Raw genomic sequence first — 14,282 nt, forward strand, 5'->3', positions numbered from 1 at the left:
AAATTAACAAAATTTTTTTAATTATGAAAGTTGCAGTTGTTGGTGCAAGTGGCGCGGTGGGCCAGGAGTTTCTGAATGTACTGGCAGAAAGGGATTTTCCACTGGACGAGTTGGTATTATTCGGGTCGGCAAGAAGCGCCGGTACTGAATATGTGTTTAATGGAAATAAACTGACAGTCAAGGAGTTGAAACACAACGATGATTTTAAGGATATTGATATCGCTTTAACATCCGCAGGCGCATCGATTTCGAAGGAATTTGCATCAACCATTACCAAATACGGCGCGATCATGATCGATAATTCGAGCGCCTTCCGGTATGATCAGGATGTCCCTTTGGTTGTTCCTGAAGTGAATCCGGAGGATGCCAAAAATCGTCCGCGTAATATTATCGCCAATCCAAACTGTTCGACCATTCAAATGGTTGTGGCGCTGAAACCCATTAACGACCTGTCGAAAATCACCAGGATACACGTGGCCACCTATCAGGCTGCAAGCGGCGCCGGTGCGCAGGGAATTGCCGAGTTGGAAGAGCAAACCAAACAACTGGCAAATGGCGACGAACCTACGGTCAGCAAATTTCAGTACCAGTTGGCAATGAATATCATTCCTCATATCGACGTATTTCTTGATAATGACTACACCAAAGAGGAAATGAAAATGAACTGGGAGACCAAAAAGATCATGCATACCGACGCCGAAGTCAGCGCTACCTGTGTGCGTGTTCCGGTTGCCCGCTCGCACTCCGAGGCCATCTGGGTCGAAACCGAAGAAGCCTTATCGGTAGACCAGGTTCGTGACGCTTTTGACCGGTTTGACGGACTGACTGTTATCGACAATCCGCAAAACAAAGAATACCCGATGCCTTTGTTTGTCGCCGGACAGGATGATGTTTATGTCGGACGTTTACGCAAAGACATCACGAATCCCAAAGGACTGACTTTTTGGTGTGTCGGCGATCAGATTAAAAAAGGCGCTGCGCTGAATGCCGTTCAGATTGCAGAATGGTTAATTAAAAACGGAGAAATTAAATAAACAGATTCGGTTTTTGCCTGATAAAGAGCAAGATATGCTGAAAAATAAAAGAAGCCGGGGAGAATTCCACCGGCTTCTTTTGCGAAATGGGTTGATTGGGAAGAAACTAACCTACCGTTTATTCAGAAAAGCGGGAATAAGTAACCCCGCTTTTAAAAATTTTAAACGAATGAATGTGTTTTTTGTGCGAAACATGTTTTTTTTACTAACGAACGACATGTTTTAGGTTATTTCCGCATTTTTTTGAAACAACGTTTATGCCCATTTATCCAACGCGGTATTTAAAAAACGGTTGGCTTTGTATAATTCGCGGAACACCTTCACCGAATAATCGACAAGATCGCCGTTCAGCAGTTGTTTGTCGCTTACTGCGATCCCAAATGTGTAGGATTTGTATTTTAACAGATCGATATCTTCAAAATCTTTATCAAAACCTTTCGGCGCCGTTTTCAGCTTTTCGCCTTCAATCCCGTTGAAATAGGTTTTAAAATTCGGGTCGTTCAGTATTTCTTTCAGTCCGTCGGCATGGTCCAGTATTTCGAAGCGGATCGCTTTTAACTGTTCTGCAGGAGGGCACCAGATTCCACCACCCAGAAATGAATTTCCCGGTTCGATATGGATGTAATAACCGGCCCGTAAACTTTTTCGCCCGCCGTTGGCAATGAAACTTCCAAAATGGGTTTTGTAGGGAGTTTTGTCATTCGAAAAGCGAACGTCCCTGAAAATACGAAATAAACATTCTTTCGGACTGATCAGCGGAATATCCGGATCAAATTTCCGGATTTCTCCGATCAGGATTTCTGTAAGAAAAAGCATTTTGTCACGATTCTCTTCGTACCGGCCGCGGTTGTCGTCAAACCAATCTTTGTTGTTGTTTTTTCGGAGAGTGTTTAAAAATTCCAGTAATGTTTCCATGATTGTATCTGTTTTTTTGATGTTTATCTGTTTTGCTTTCCGTGTGAACAAAACAAAATTAAATCTTTTTAGTTGTCAATAAACAAGAACCTCCCGGAAGTTTTTTTGCTGTTTCAATCAAACGAAATACACGTTTAAATAGAAATGGAACGGGATGGATTGTTATTTTTGTCGTTAACATTCAACATCATGGAAAAGTTTGCATTAATTGTCGCCGGTGGTTCCGGCAGCCGGATGGGAGGCGAACGGCCAAAACAGTTTATGGAACTGTTAGGTAAGCCAATTCTGATGAGGACGATGGAGCTTTTTGTATCGTATGATCCTTCGGTACATCTGGTGGTGGTGTTGCCCGAAAATCAGTTTGAAGCCTGGAACGCTTTATGCCTGAAACACGGGTTTCGCCTGAAACATCGATTGGTGCCGGGTGGTGCAAGCCGGTTTCAGTCGGTGAAGAATGGTCTGGCAGAACTTCCTGACGAAGGTCTTGTCTTTATCCATGACGGCGTGAGGCCCCTGGTCTCTTTTCAAACCATAAAAAACTGCGAACTAACTGCTTTGGGGAAAGGTAACGCGCTCCCGGTTGTTCCCGTTGTTGAATCGCTGAGGCAGATTGGACCCGAAGAAAGCCGGCATGCCGACCGGGCTTCTTTCCGGTTAGTTCAAACGCCGCAAACTTTTCAGAACCGGCTGATAAAAGAAGCCTACCGGCAGCCGGAAAATCATGCTTTTACCGATGATGCTTCGGTTTGCGAAGCGATGGGTGTAAAGATTCACCTGGTAGATGGGAATCCCGAAAATATTAAAATTACCTTCCCAACCGACCTGAAAATTGCTGAATGCCTTTTTAACCGGGATTAATTCGGGCGTCATATCCGTACTATCCGATACTTTTTGGCTCAAATTCTCCATTCCTCGGTATTATCTCGTCGTTTACCGATTCCTGCTAACAGGTTTTTCCCCGGATGAAATACTTTTGGACGGTTATTTTGCGATTGGATTCTGTTTATTTCTTAACGTAAACTTAGGAAACTTTTAATGAAACAATAGTTTCCGTTTATGGAAATGAGCATACATTTGCAGGCATGTTAGAAGACAGAAAAGAAATCATCCTGAAGGAAGTCGGTCAACTTTTTTTGCGATCCGGCATCCGTAGTGTAACCATGGACGATATCTGCCTTGAGTTGGGAATCTCAAAAAAAACATTGTACCAATTCTTTAAAGACAAAGAAGATCTGGTTAGCCAGGTTGTTGATGTTTTTTTTATGAATAACCCGGATTTCCGGATTACCCACGAGACCGGCGAAAATGCGATTGACCGGGTATTGAAGATCAGGGCGCATATCGCGAAAACACTTCGCTTAATTCAAAATAACGTGGATTTTGATTTACGAAAGTTTTATCCCCGTGTTTACCGGAAAGTAGTCGCATTTAAGAGGAATAAGATCTACGAAGATCATTTTGCGTTATTGGAGCAAGGAAAACAGGAAGGTTTATTTCGTGAAGAATTGGACAGCGATTTTATTTCGCGCCTGATTGTCGGGCGATTTTTGTTTGTTTTTAACCCGGATAACGGGTTGTTTTCAGAAGAAGAAGTTCGCGCGATCAACTTGTTTGATGCGGCTGTTGATTATCATTTTCATGGGATTTGTACAGAAAAAGGACTAGAATACTTTAAACAACAATTAAACAACAATTAAACAATGTTCAGAATGAAAACTAAATTGAGGCAATTCGTTCCCTTGCTCTTTTGCCTGTTGGTCGGTGGAACGGTGAGCGCTCAGAACGCACTTAAGTTTTCTTTGGAAGAGGCGAAAGCCTATGCCCTGAAGAATTCTTATGTTGTTCGGAACAGCGGGATCGATGTGTTTTCCGCGCGTAAGAAGGTTTGGGAAACAATTGCTACCGGATTGCCACAGATTAACGGAGAAGCGAATTATTCCAATTTTCTGAATTTGCCGGTTTCGTTAATTCCGGGCGAATTTTTCGGTGAAGAACCAGGGACCTACGTCCCGGTAAAATTCGGGCAGGATTACAGTTCCGATTTTGGATTTACCGTCAATCAGAAGATTTTTGACGGTTCCTATCTTGTTGGGATTGGCTCCGCAAAAATTTACCTGCAGCTATCAACTCAGGCTCTGGAGAAAACCGAGATCGAAATCCGTTACGCAGTTGAACAGGCTTATTATATGGCCTTAATTGGGATCAAAACAGCTTACGGTAACAGCGCCAATTTATTTAAGAACAGTGTCCCCTGGTTTAAGTCATCGATGTGGGGGGTCAATATTTCTGTTCCGATTTTTTCGGCGGGCGAGCGGATAGCCAAGGTCAGACAGGCCGAGTTTGCCTACGAGAAGTCGGTCAACGACCAGAAGCTGGCTGTTCAATCCTTACAAAAAGATTACCTGACAGCGGTTGCCGATGTGGAAAGCGCTATCGATCAGCTTAAAAACGATGAGGACAATAAAATGCTGGCAAAACGGATTTTGGATAAAACCGTGATTAAATATAACAACGGGATGGTGAGCAGCACCGAACTGGCGCAAACCGAAAGCCAGTACATCCAGAGCCAGGGAGCCTGGGTGTCATCGGTGATGCAGCTGTTAACCTATAAGATTAACCTTGATAAAGCAACCGGAAAATAAGAAAACAATGAAAACAATAGACGTAACAACAATGAAAAAAATGAACCGGATCGGAGTATTCGTCCTTGCAGTGACACTGGCAGCCTGTTCCGGTACTCCGGATAACAGCGCCGAAGCGAAACGAAAAGAATTGAACGGGTACAAGCAGGAACTGCATCAGTTGGAACAGAAAATCGCTCTTTTGGAACAGGAGTTGAAAGAATCGGCAGAAGTGGAATATGTTGACGTTGTCCTCAACCGCGTTGAGCCCCGGTTTTTTGAACATTTTTTTGAAGTAACCGGTAGTGTTGAGGCCGACCAGGAAGTAAATGTAAGTCCCGAAGGTTCGGGCCAGATCCTCGAGATTAAAGTGAAAGAAGGTCAGCGTGTTGCCAAGGGCGCCGTATTGGCTGTTCTGAACTCCGAACCCATCAACAGAACCATCGATGAAGTGAAAATCAACCTGGAGCTGGCAAAAACTACTTTCGATCGTCAGCAAAAATTATGGGACCAGAACATTGGCTCCGAATTGCAGTATCTCCAGGCCAAATCGGCCAAAGAATCGCTGGAGCGGCAATTGGAGGGACTGATGGCCCAGCAGGATATGTCGATTATTAAAGCGCCGGTTGATGGTACCATCGATGTTATTTACCAAAAGCAGGGACAGATTGCCAGTCCGCAAATACCTTTTGCCAAATTGGTCAACATCGAAAAGATTAAGATTTATGCCGAAGTCACAGAGGCTTATTTGACAAAGATCAAAGAGGGCGACGAAGTTTTGGTGAACTTCCCCTCGCTTGGTAAAAGTGTCAGCACAAAAATTCAGCTGATCGGTAATTATATCGATCCGGGCAACCGGACATTCCGTATCCGGCTTGACCTTCAAAACAGAGATAAACTGATCAAACCCAATATGGATGCTGTGGTAAAAATCAGAGATTATGTGGCCAACCAGGCAATTGTTATCCCGTCGTTGCTGATTAAAGAGGACTTTAAAGGCAAATACACCTTTATTGCCGAGAACAACGGGAAGTACCTGGCTGCAAAAAAGATTTACGTGAACCCGGGCGTATCGGACAATAATGTGACTGAAGTACGCGAGGGTCTGATAGCGGGGATGGAGGTTATTTCCGAAGGTTTTAGCCAGGTGTTTGACGGATCGGCTGTCAGGGCAAACTAAGTATTCCAAATTTTATTTGCTGTAAAACAATGTAACATGGTTAAAGAACATCAGAGCGATAACACGCAACATATACATCGAAAATTTAAGCCAACCTACCTGGCCCTGAAGAACCGGACCACGGTGTTTATTCTGACCGGGATGTTGGTATTTTTCGGATTGTTTTCATACAATAGCATGCCCCGGGAAACCTTTCCCGAGATTGTTATTCCCTACATTTTTGTCCAAACTATTTATCCGGGCAATTCGCCTGTGGATATCGAGAACCTGATTACCCGGCCCATCGAAAAACAACTGAAAGGCATGGACGGGGTGAAAAAAGTGTCTTCGGCTTCGTATCAGGATGTAAGCACAATTGTGGTTGAGTTTAATACCAGTGTGGAAATCAAACAGGCGCTTCAGGATACCAAAGATAATGTGGACAAGGCGCGCTCCGATTTGCCGGGCGACCTGGAGGATGATCCGCTGGTGATGGACCTCGATTTTTCTGAATTTCCAATCCTGAATGTTAATATCTCAGGTGATTTCAGTATGCGCGAGTTAAAAAAATTCGCCGAAATCCTTCAGGACGAGTTTGAAAGCCTGAGCGAGGTATCCGAAGCAACCATCAGGGGGATTGACGAACGCGAAATTCAGGTGAATGTCGATCCGTTTAAAATGGAAGCGCGAGGCATTTCATACGACGACATTGCTTTTGCCCTGCAGGAAGAGAATGTGACCATTGGCGCGGGTGAATTTATAGCCAATGAAACCCGGCGCGTTGTCCGTACCGAAGCCGACTATACCGGCATGGATCAGATTGAAAATACCATCATCATGCTGAACAACGGCAAGCCGGTTTATGTGCGCGACGTGGCAGATGTGGTTGATGGCTACAAAGAAAAATCGACCATCTCGCGGTTGAATAACAAACCGGTTGTCACACTGGCGGTAACCAAAAGAAGTGGCGCAAACATCCTGGAGGCTACCGAAAAGGTCAACCAGGTGCTTAAAGATCAGGTTCGCCTGGGATATCTGCCCGGAAACCTCGAAATCGTAGTGACCGATGATATGTCGACTTACATCCGGAACGAAATTGCCAACCTGGAAAACAGCATCATCCTGGGGATGATCCTGGTGATCTTCGTGTTGTTCCTGTTCCTCGGGTTCCGCAATGCCCTTTTCTCGGGCCTGGCGATCCCGATCTCCATGTTCCTGTCATTTATTATACTCGACCAGTCGTCGGTCACCCTAAACAGCATGGTCTTGTACAGTTTGATTTTGGCGCTGGGTATGTTGGTCGATAACGCCATTGTGGTGGTTGAAAATGTGTACCGGCTCCACTCGCAGGGATATTCTCTGTTAACGGCTACCAAAAGAGGCGTGAGCGAGATCGCCTTCCCGATTATTTCGTCCACCTTAACCACGCTGGCTGCGTTTTTCCCGCTGATTTTCTGGGATAGTATTGTGGGCGAATTTATGAGCATCCTGCCCAAGACCCTGATCATCGTTCTGGCCTCGTCGTTATTTGTCGCTTTGGTACTAAACCCGCCGTTTATTGCCAAATTCATGAAGATTGACGATATCCGGGTGAAAATTGATTGGAAAAAAACGGTTAAGCGGGCGGCTATTCTTGCTGGTGTTTCGGTTGTGTTTTATGTTTCGGGCATTTATTTACTGGGTAATATCCTGGCTACCATTGCGCTGCTGATGGTGTTGAATGTATTGATGTTCAGGCCGCTGGCCCGGTGGTTCCAGACCCGCTTTCTGGTGTGGCTCGAAAATTTTTATGAGCGGCAGCTACGCAGCGCCTTAACAGGAAAAAGGCCGGTCCTGTATTTTGCCGGAACATTTGTTTTGCTGATCGTGTCAATTTGGTTTTATGGTTACCGGAGCCCGAGTGTGGTCTTTTTCCCGGATACCGATCCGCAAACCATTTATGTGACCATGGAGCTTCCGCTGGGTACCTCCATTGACAGAACGGATGAGGTATCCCGCAAAGTTGAGAACATTATTAATAAAACCATTGAGCCTTATATGCACATTGTGAAATCGGTGACCACTTCGGTGGGTACCGGGAAAGCACAGATGTTTGAAAGCTCGGTTAGCCCGAACAAATCGTTGACTTCGATCTCGTTTGAAGAGTATAAATTGCGCGGAGGCATTAACACGTCTAAGATTATGCAGGAGTTGTCGGCTAATTTTGCAGGTTTTGTGGGCGCAAAAATATTTGTTGAGAAAGAAGATGAAGGCCCGCCTGTAGGAGCGCCGATAAACATTGAAGTAACCGGCGACGATTTTAACCAACTGATTAAAATCACGGACGATTTTATCAACATGATCAACGATGATAATATTGCCGGTATCGATGAACTGAAACTGGATATCAATATTCACCAGCCCGAGATGCTGGTGAAGGTTGATCGCGAACGGGCGCGGCGTTATGAACTGTCGACCCGGCTGATCGCGATGACTCTGCGAAATTCGCTTTACGGCTACGATGTGGGCGATTTTAAAGACGGCGAAGACGAATACGACATTTTCATTCGCTTAAAAGAAGAATACCGGAATGATGTTTCCACCCTGATGAACCAGAAACTGTTGGTTGAAGGGAAGTTGATCCCGATCTCGGCAGTAGCTGATTTTGAATATTCGTCTACTTACGACAAAGTAAACCGGATTAACCACAAACGGGTGATCACCATATCGTCGAATGTGGTGGAAGGCTATAATGCAAACGTCATCAACGAACGCATTCGCCAGGTTCTGTCAAATTACAACATGCCAGCCGGTTACGATTATGCCTTTACCGGGGAGCAACAGGAGCAGGACGAAAGCAGCCAGTTCCTGATATTCGCGCTGTTGATTGCCGTAGCCCTGATCGGATTGATCCTGGTCACCCAGTTTAACTCGTTTATCAGGCCGGTCATTATTATTGCAACGGTATTGTTCAGTACAATTGGGGTGTTTCTCGGTCTGGCCGTTTTCAAGATGGAGTTCGTGATCATCATGACCGGTATCGGAATTATTTCGCTGGCGGGTATCGTGGTGAACAACGGCATTGTGCTGATCGATTATATTGACCTGACGCGTCAGCGGAAGCGGGAAGAACATGGCCTTAGCGAGGGCGCTTTTCTGGCGCTGAAAGAAGAAATTGAGTGCCTGGTGATCGCGGGTAAAACCAGGTTGCGGCCGGTATTGCTCACGGCAATCACCACCGTGCTGGGTCTGGTTCCCCTGGCGGTTGGGTTTAACTTCGATTTTATTTCGCTGTATACCCACTTTGACCCGGATTTTTCACTGGGCGGCGAAAGCGTGGCTTTCTGGGGGCCCATGTCGTGGACCGTTATTTTCGGTTTGACCTTTGCGACCTTCCTGACCCTGCTGCTCGCTCCGGTGATGTATTTGCTGACGATCCGCATTAATTACCGGATTAAAAAGATGCTGGGGATTGTTCCGGAAGACAGCTTCCCGGAGGATTAAGCCGGATCGGTTCGAATTAACCAATTAGACGAAGGCGCAGGTAAAGCCAGGAAGAGCATCGCTCTGATCTGCAGGCGTTACAGGCGCCTTCGTTTTTTAAAATTCCTTTTCAATAATCCGGCAGGCTGTTTCAATAAAACGGGGACAATGGGTGTGGAACAGATCCCGTTCTTTGGCTTCCGCATTGCCTTCAGGAGTGGAGATATTGATGCCGAGCAGTTCTTTGCACACCAGACTGCCGTGTGTTTGTGTGAACAAGTGACTGAACCGCCTGATTTTTTCTTTGGTAGCCGCTTTGGCGTCCGGATTATTAGAACTGTGTCCGTGTTTTAAGCCGATCACCATATAGGCCCCGGTAACGGCCCCGCAGGTTTCGCCGCAAGCCATTCCCCCGCCAAAACCACTGGTAATTTTCAGGGCAGTTTCCTGGTCCAGGTGAAGATCGTTGGCAAAGGCCGAAATAACAGACTGACTGCAATTGAGCTCCTGAAATGTCTCGATGGCTAATTGTGTTTTATCCATAATCTTTTTGGTTAAAGTTAGAAACTGTTTAAATTTTATTTTTGAATTCTGTTAAGTATTAATTTTATCATTGCAATTTGAATCATAGTCTCGCTTGTATCAGTTAGATATTCAAAGTCTTTACTAAGCCTTCGATAGCTTTCAAACCAGGGAAACGTTCTTTCAATATCCCCAGTGTTCTTCCATTTGACGAAATAGTAATAGACTAATTCCCATTTTGGAAAACAGCCCGGGAGCATACGCCATTGACAGCCTGTTTTAACTAAATAATAGATAGTTAATGGTTTATATTGATTTATTTTATTTTCAAACAGTTTCTTTGAAAATTTTGATAAATGAAAAGTTACTAGCATTATATCTAATCACAATAGAAAGTTGTCATCGAGCAGCTAGGAGTTATTATCTAATTTACCAGCTTAGATTCAATTTCCTCCAGGGGAATTCCCTTTGTTTCCGGCATCATATAGCGGACAAATAGTAATTGTAAGATCATAAAAAAAGCGAAAATAGCGAACACAAACCAGGAGGAGAACGCATTAATGATAACTGAACCTAAGAGAGCGATTGTTGCTGCAAATAGATTCAATAAACCTGCTCCCCATGCTTGTCCGAACGGCCTCACACTGTTTGGGAAAATTTCAGGAATAAATACCCAAATTACAGCGCCTTGCCCGATTGCATGCGACGCGATGAAAAGCAGGATAAAAATAAGCATGTAAATGGTTTGAAATTGAATATAAAACCCCAAAGCCACCATCGATAAACTGATTATGTAGCCGGTTGTCCCAATGTACATCAGTTGTTTTCTTCCCTTACGGTCAATTAAATATATTCCGGCGAATGTGAAAATCAAATTAATTATTCCTAACGAAATTGAACTCAAAAGTGATGCTGATGTGCCAAGTCCTGCCTTTTCAAATATCTCTGGAGCATAAAACAAAATAAAACTGATCCCTGAGAACTGGTTGAAAAAGGCCATTAGAAATGAGAGCCGTAAGGCACGGTTATATTTCCCGGAAAACAGGCCGGATCTGTTTGATTTACCAATTAGATCCGTTTTGTTTTTATGATTCACGAACCATCGCGGACTCTCAGGGATCATAAAAAGCAGCGACAGGAATAATGAGGCAGGTAATACTTCCACTCCAATCATAAGCCTCCAGGTGTTGCCGAAGGGGAGACCTTCCAATAAATAATTGGATAAATAGTGTCACTAAGAAAACCTGCAATGATTTACAGATCAACAATATAGTGTTAATAACTTTTTTGAATCTTTTGGGTTAATTGTTTTGATAAGTTGATTACAGTGCAGATATTCAGGGTATTATTACATGAGGATAGGATATTTTGACCACTTGACAAAAAAAGATTGAACCATGAGAAAAAGATTCGAACAACAATTGGGGTTAGGGCAATTGCCAATCGAAGCTACTTATATTAATCCCAAAAGCAAGAATGCTTTAGATCAACTTTTAGCAGCGTTGAAGGCGATCTATTGCAACAAGAAATACAACGAAGAGATATTCAGTATTTTGGAAGATCATATCAATTCCGGAAAGAAAAATACGGGAAGGACAGGAATGGACCTATGGAGTATTTTTGTTTTGGCCCAGGTTCGCTTGTGTTTGAATTTAAGTTATGATGTGTTGCACGATCAGGCAAACAACCACCACAATATGCGGTGTTTGATGGGCGTAGAAAAGGGCTTTGGTTTTGAACGTATCGGGTTTGAATACCAGAATATTTATGACAATGTCGCCCTGCTTAGCGATGAAATGGTTTGGGAATTAAACAAGGTAATCCTGGATTTTGGGCATGGAGAGGTGTTTAAAAAAAAGAACATACAGCATTGCGCTTAAAATCAGATAGTTTTGTTGTTGAAAGCAATGTTCATTTCCCTACAGACTACAACCTGTTGTGGGACTGTGCCCGAAAATGCATCGGCACCGTTTCAAGGATAATGAACAAACATAAGGATATTGGAGGTTGGCGCAAGATCGGCAATTGGCGTACAGAGTTGAAAAAGTTGATGCGCAATTTGGGCCATGCCAACCGTTCAGGAGGCAAAAACAAGAAAGAAAAAGTAGTTGCCGCGGCCGAAGAATACCTCAATAAATCAAGGTTATTGCTCAAAAAACTAAACGAAGAAAAGTCCGGTTTCCCGCTAACGGACATGGGCGATCTGGTATTGATCATTACGTTGGAGCACTACATGGAACTTCTTGAAAAGCATATTGACCTGGTCGACAGGCGTATATTAAAAGGCGAAACCATTCCGCATGAAGAAAAGATGTTTTCGGTATTTGAAACCTACACCGAGTGGATTACAAAAGGGAAGATGAACCCCAGTGTTGAACTGGGCAAAAAACTGACACTATATAATGGCATGATTCATCCGTTGGTTGGCTATGGCATTAAGGGCGTAATTTGGTGCCAGGGTGAAAATAACTCGGGTGATGCTTATCGCTATCGTTCGCTTTTTCCCAATATGATCACTGACTGGAGAAAACAGTGGGGATATGAATTTCCTTTCCTTTGGGTGCAATTGGCCAGTTTTATGGCTTTGGACGACCAGCCTAAAGACAGCGAATGGGCAGAGCTTCGGGAAGCGCAGAATATGACCTTAAGCCTCCCCAAAACCGGTCAGGCAGTCATTACCGATATTGGTGAAGCATTTGATATTCATCCGCGAAACAAAAAAGATGTCGGGTTGCGTTTAGCGCATACGGCCATGAATGTGGCATACCAAAAGAACGTATTGCCGTCGGGGCCTGTATTTGAAGAAATGAAGCAAGATGGCAACCGGATGATCTTATCGTTTTCAGGAACAGGCGAGGGGCTTTCAACTTTGGATAAGAATAAGTATGGCTATGTAAACGGCTTTGCTATTGCAGGCGAAGATCAGAAATTTGTGTGGGCAAAAGCTTATCTGCTCAACAACCAGGTTGTGGTTTTCAACGATGAGGTTCAAAGGCCGGTCGCCGTTCGTTATGGTTGGGCTAACAATCCAATCGAGATCAATTTGATTAACAGTGACGGATTGCTGGCTTCGCCATTCCGGACTGACCAATGGAAAGGGTTGACAGAGAGGAAGTAGAATATTTTTCTTTTATATTAATCGAAAAGAGGCTGAACTCTTATGAGACAGCCTCTTTTATATGCTTTTGCGTCGGTTCTTATTCGCCGCGAACAGCTGCAATACCCGGCAATACTTTTCCTTCGAGGGTTTCGAGCATTGCGCCGCCTGCAGTTGAGATGTAAGATACCTGGTCGGCAATACCGAATTTGTTTACGGCAGCTACCGAGTCGCCGCCGCCCACCAGGGTGAAGGCGCCCTTTTTAGTCGCTTCAACAATGGCATCGCCGATTGCTTTTGTGCCGGCAGCAAAGTTCTCCATTTCGAATACGCCGGCAGGGCCATTCCAGAGAACTGTTTTTGAGTTGCTGATCACTTCTTTGAATTTGGCAATGGTGGCGGGGCCTACGTCCAGTCCCATCCAGCCTTCTTTAATATCTCCGGATGCACAAATTTCGGTGTTGGCATCGTTGGCAAATTTATCGGCAGCCACACAATCCGAAGCAATAACCAGGTTGACGCCTTTTTCTTTTGCTTTTTCAACAATCGTTCTCGCCAGTTCCAGGTATTCGTCTTCGCAGAGCGACGAACCGATATTTCCACCCAGCGCTTTGACGAAGGTGAAAATCATGCCGCCGCCAATAATCAGGTTGTCTACCTTATTCAACATGTTTTCGATGATGGTGATTTTGGTCGAAACTTTGGCGCCTCCCATGATGGCTGTTAACGGGCGAACCGGTTTTGCCACCACTTTGTCCAGACTTTCCACTTCGCTATCAACCAGGTACCCAAACATTTTGTCGTTCGGGAAAAACTTGGCAATTACCGCAGTTGAGGCATGTGCCCGGTGGGCCGTGCCAAAGGCATCGTTCACCCAGCAGTCGCCGTTTTCAGCCAACTGACCGGCGAATGCCTCGTCGCCTTTTTCCTCTTCTTTGTGGAAGCGCAGGTTTTCGAGCATCAGCACTTCACCCGGTTTCAGGGCGTCGGCCATCGCTTTTACTTCGGCGCCAACACAATCAGGAGCCAGCTTTACATCAACGCCCAGCAGTTCGGCCAGGTGTTTGTAAAGGTGTTTCATGGAGTATTTATCTTCGGGCCCGTTTTTCGGACGGCCAAAGTGAGACATAATGACAGGAGAACCGCCGGCTTCCATGATTTTTTTGATGGTTGGAACGGCGGCACGCATGCGTGTATCATCTGTGATTTCGAAATTTTCATTCAACGGGACATTAAAATCCACGCGGATTAATGCTTTTTTCCCGGTGAAATCATAAGTTTCAATTGTCTGCATAATAAGATTACTTTTAGTTTCTTTTTTTCTACGACCAAAGATAGAAAAAAGATAGGTCGGTGCGGAAGACTGTTGTGCAATCCCGTCATTTTTAATAATGACGTAATGAACCGTTTTCCTGTTTTCAACCGGATAAACTTTGTGCCCGATACGGAATAGGTGGCAGGATTTGTTATTT

Annotated in this window: 12 protein-coding genes and 2 pseudogenes; 8 read left to right on the plus strand and 6 right to left on the minus strand. The window is 44.5% G+C overall.

What is annotated here, in order from left to right; all coding sequences use genetic code 11:
* Positions 1-23: 23 nt before the first annotated feature.
* Positions 24-1,034 (plus strand): aspartate-semialdehyde dehydrogenase, encoded by a 1,011-nt coding sequence (locus AC6H3C_RS04415; RefSeq protein WP_497519473.1) that lies wholly within the window; start codon positions 24-26, stop codon positions 1,032-1,034.
* Between the two features lie 255 nt (positions 1,035-1,289).
* On the opposite strand, the gene AC6H3C_RS04420 is transcribed toward AC6H3C_RS04415, so the two are convergent.
* A complete protein-coding gene (locus AC6H3C_RS04420) occupies positions 1,290-1,949 on the minus strand; it encodes a DUF2461 domain-containing protein (RefSeq protein WP_497519474.1) in 660 nt (219 codons plus the stop codon).
* A gap of 189 nt (positions 1,950-2,138) precedes the next feature.
* Between AC6H3C_RS04420 and AC6H3C_RS04425 the strand changes: the two genes are divergently transcribed.
* The 5 genes from AC6H3C_RS04425 to AC6H3C_RS04445 all read left to right on the plus strand — a co-directional run bounded on the left by AC6H3C_RS04425 (position 2,139) and on the right by AC6H3C_RS04445 (position 9,212).
* A complete protein-coding gene (locus AC6H3C_RS04425; protein ID WP_497519475.1) occupies positions 2,139-2,807 on the plus strand; it encodes a 2-C-methyl-D-erythritol 4-phosphate cytidylyltransferase in 669 nt (222 codons plus the stop codon).
* Positions 2,808-3,031: 224 nt separating this feature from the next.
* Positions 3,032-3,646, plus strand: a complete 615-nt coding sequence (locus tag AC6H3C_RS04430) for a TetR/AcrR family transcriptional regulator (protein ID WP_497519476.1) — start codon at positions 3,032-3,034, stop codon at positions 3,644-3,646.
* Between the two features lie 12 nt (positions 3,647-3,658).
* Positions 3,659-4,591, plus strand: coding sequence for a TolC family protein (locus AC6H3C_RS04435; RefSeq protein WP_497519477.1), 933 nt, complete (start codon positions 3,659-3,661; stop codon positions 4,589-4,591).
* A 7-nt stretch (positions 4,592-4,598) separates the two neighbouring features.
* Positions 4,599-5,750, plus strand: a complete 1,152-nt coding sequence (locus tag AC6H3C_RS04440) for an efflux RND transporter periplasmic adaptor subunit (protein ID WP_497519478.1) — start codon at positions 4,599-4,601, stop codon at positions 5,748-5,750.
* Positions 5,751-5,786: 36 nt separating this feature from the next.
* Positions 5,787-9,212, plus strand: a complete 3,426-nt coding sequence (locus tag AC6H3C_RS04445) for an efflux RND transporter permease subunit (RefSeq protein WP_497519479.1) — start codon at positions 5,787-5,789, stop codon at positions 9,210-9,212.
* A 96-nt stretch (positions 9,213-9,308) separates the two neighbouring features.
* Here AC6H3C_RS04445 and AC6H3C_RS04450 read toward each other — a convergent pair whose 3' ends face one another.
* The 4 genes and pseudogenes from AC6H3C_RS04450 to AC6H3C_RS04465 all read right to left on the minus strand — a co-directional run bounded on the left by AC6H3C_RS04450 (position 9,309) and on the right by AC6H3C_RS04465 (position 10,923).
* On the minus strand, positions 9,309-9,734 hold the full coding sequence (locus tag AC6H3C_RS04450; protein ID WP_497519480.1) for a C-GCAxxG-C-C family protein: 426 nt from the start codon (positions 9,732-9,734) through the stop codon (positions 9,309-9,311).
* 35 nt (positions 9,735-9,769) lie between these two features.
* Positions 9,770-9,901, minus strand: a pseudogene (locus AC6H3C_RS04455) (IS5/IS1182 family transposase); the annotation flags it as partial.
* Positions 9,902-9,904: 3 nt separating this feature from the next.
* Positions 9,905-10,003, minus strand: a pseudogene (locus AC6H3C_RS04460) (transposase); the annotation flags it as partial.
* Between the two features lie 134 nt (positions 10,004-10,137).
* A complete protein-coding gene (locus tag AC6H3C_RS04465; RefSeq protein ID WP_497519481.1) occupies positions 10,138-10,923 on the minus strand; it encodes an MFS transporter in 786 nt (261 codons plus the stop codon).
* Positions 10,924-11,110: 187 nt separating this feature from the next.
* Between AC6H3C_RS04465 and AC6H3C_RS04470 the strand changes: the two genes are divergently transcribed.
* A complete protein-coding gene (locus AC6H3C_RS04470) occupies positions 11,111-11,593 on the plus strand; it encodes a hypothetical protein (RefSeq protein WP_497519482.1) in 483 nt (160 codons plus the stop codon).
* 509 nt (positions 11,594-12,102) lie between these two features.
* Positions 12,103-12,831 (plus strand): sialate O-acetylesterase, encoded by a 729-nt coding sequence (locus AC6H3C_RS04475; protein ID WP_497521249.1) that lies wholly within the window; start codon positions 12,103-12,105, stop codon positions 12,829-12,831.
* Between the two features lie 79 nt (positions 12,832-12,910).
* On the opposite strand, the gene AC6H3C_RS04480 is transcribed toward AC6H3C_RS04475, so the two are convergent.
* Positions 12,911-14,104, minus strand: coding sequence for a phosphoglycerate kinase (locus AC6H3C_RS04480; protein WP_497519483.1), 1,194 nt, complete (start codon positions 14,102-14,104; stop codon positions 12,911-12,913).
* Positions 14,105-14,282 lie beyond the last annotated feature (178 nt).

The sequence above is a fragment of the Gaoshiqia sp. US2 genome, assembly GCF_059705485.1.

Coding starts and splice junctions, on each gene's coding strand:
- AC6H3C_RS04440 (WP_497519478.1), top strand. CDS start 4,599: ATGAAAACAATAGACGTAACAACAATGAAAAAAATGAACCGGATCGGA.
- AC6H3C_RS04435 (WP_497519477.1), top strand. CDS start 3,659: ATGAAAACTAAATTGAGGCAATTCGTTCCCTTGCTCTTTTGCCTGTTG.
- AC6H3C_RS04415 (WP_497519473.1), top strand. CDS start 24: ATGAAAGTTGCAGTTGTTGGTGCAAGTGGCGCGGTGGGCCAGGAGTTT.
- AC6H3C_RS04470 (WP_497519482.1), top strand. CDS start 11,111: ATGAGAAAAAGATTCGAACAACAATTGGGGTTAGGGCAATTGCCAATC.
- AC6H3C_RS04420 (WP_497519474.1), bottom strand. CDS start 1,949: ATGGAAACATTACTGGAATTTTTAAACACTCTCCGAAAAAACAACAAC.
- AC6H3C_RS04450 (WP_497519480.1), bottom strand. CDS start 9,734: ATGGATAAAACACAATTAGCCATCGAGACATTTCAGGAGCTCAATTGC.
- AC6H3C_RS04445 (WP_497519479.1), top strand. CDS start 5,787: ATGGTTAAAGAACATCAGAGCGATAACACGCAACATATACATCGAAAA.
- AC6H3C_RS04480 (WP_497519483.1), bottom strand. CDS start 14,104: ATGCAGACAATTGAAACTTATGATTTCACCGGGAAAAAAGCATTAATC.
- AC6H3C_RS04430 (WP_497519476.1), top strand. CDS start 3,032: ATGTTAGAAGACAGAAAAGAAATCATCCTGAAGGAAGTCGGTCAACTT.
- AC6H3C_RS04425 (WP_497519475.1), top strand. CDS start 2,139: ATGGAAAAGTTTGCATTAATTGTCGCCGGTGGTTCCGGCAGCCGGATG.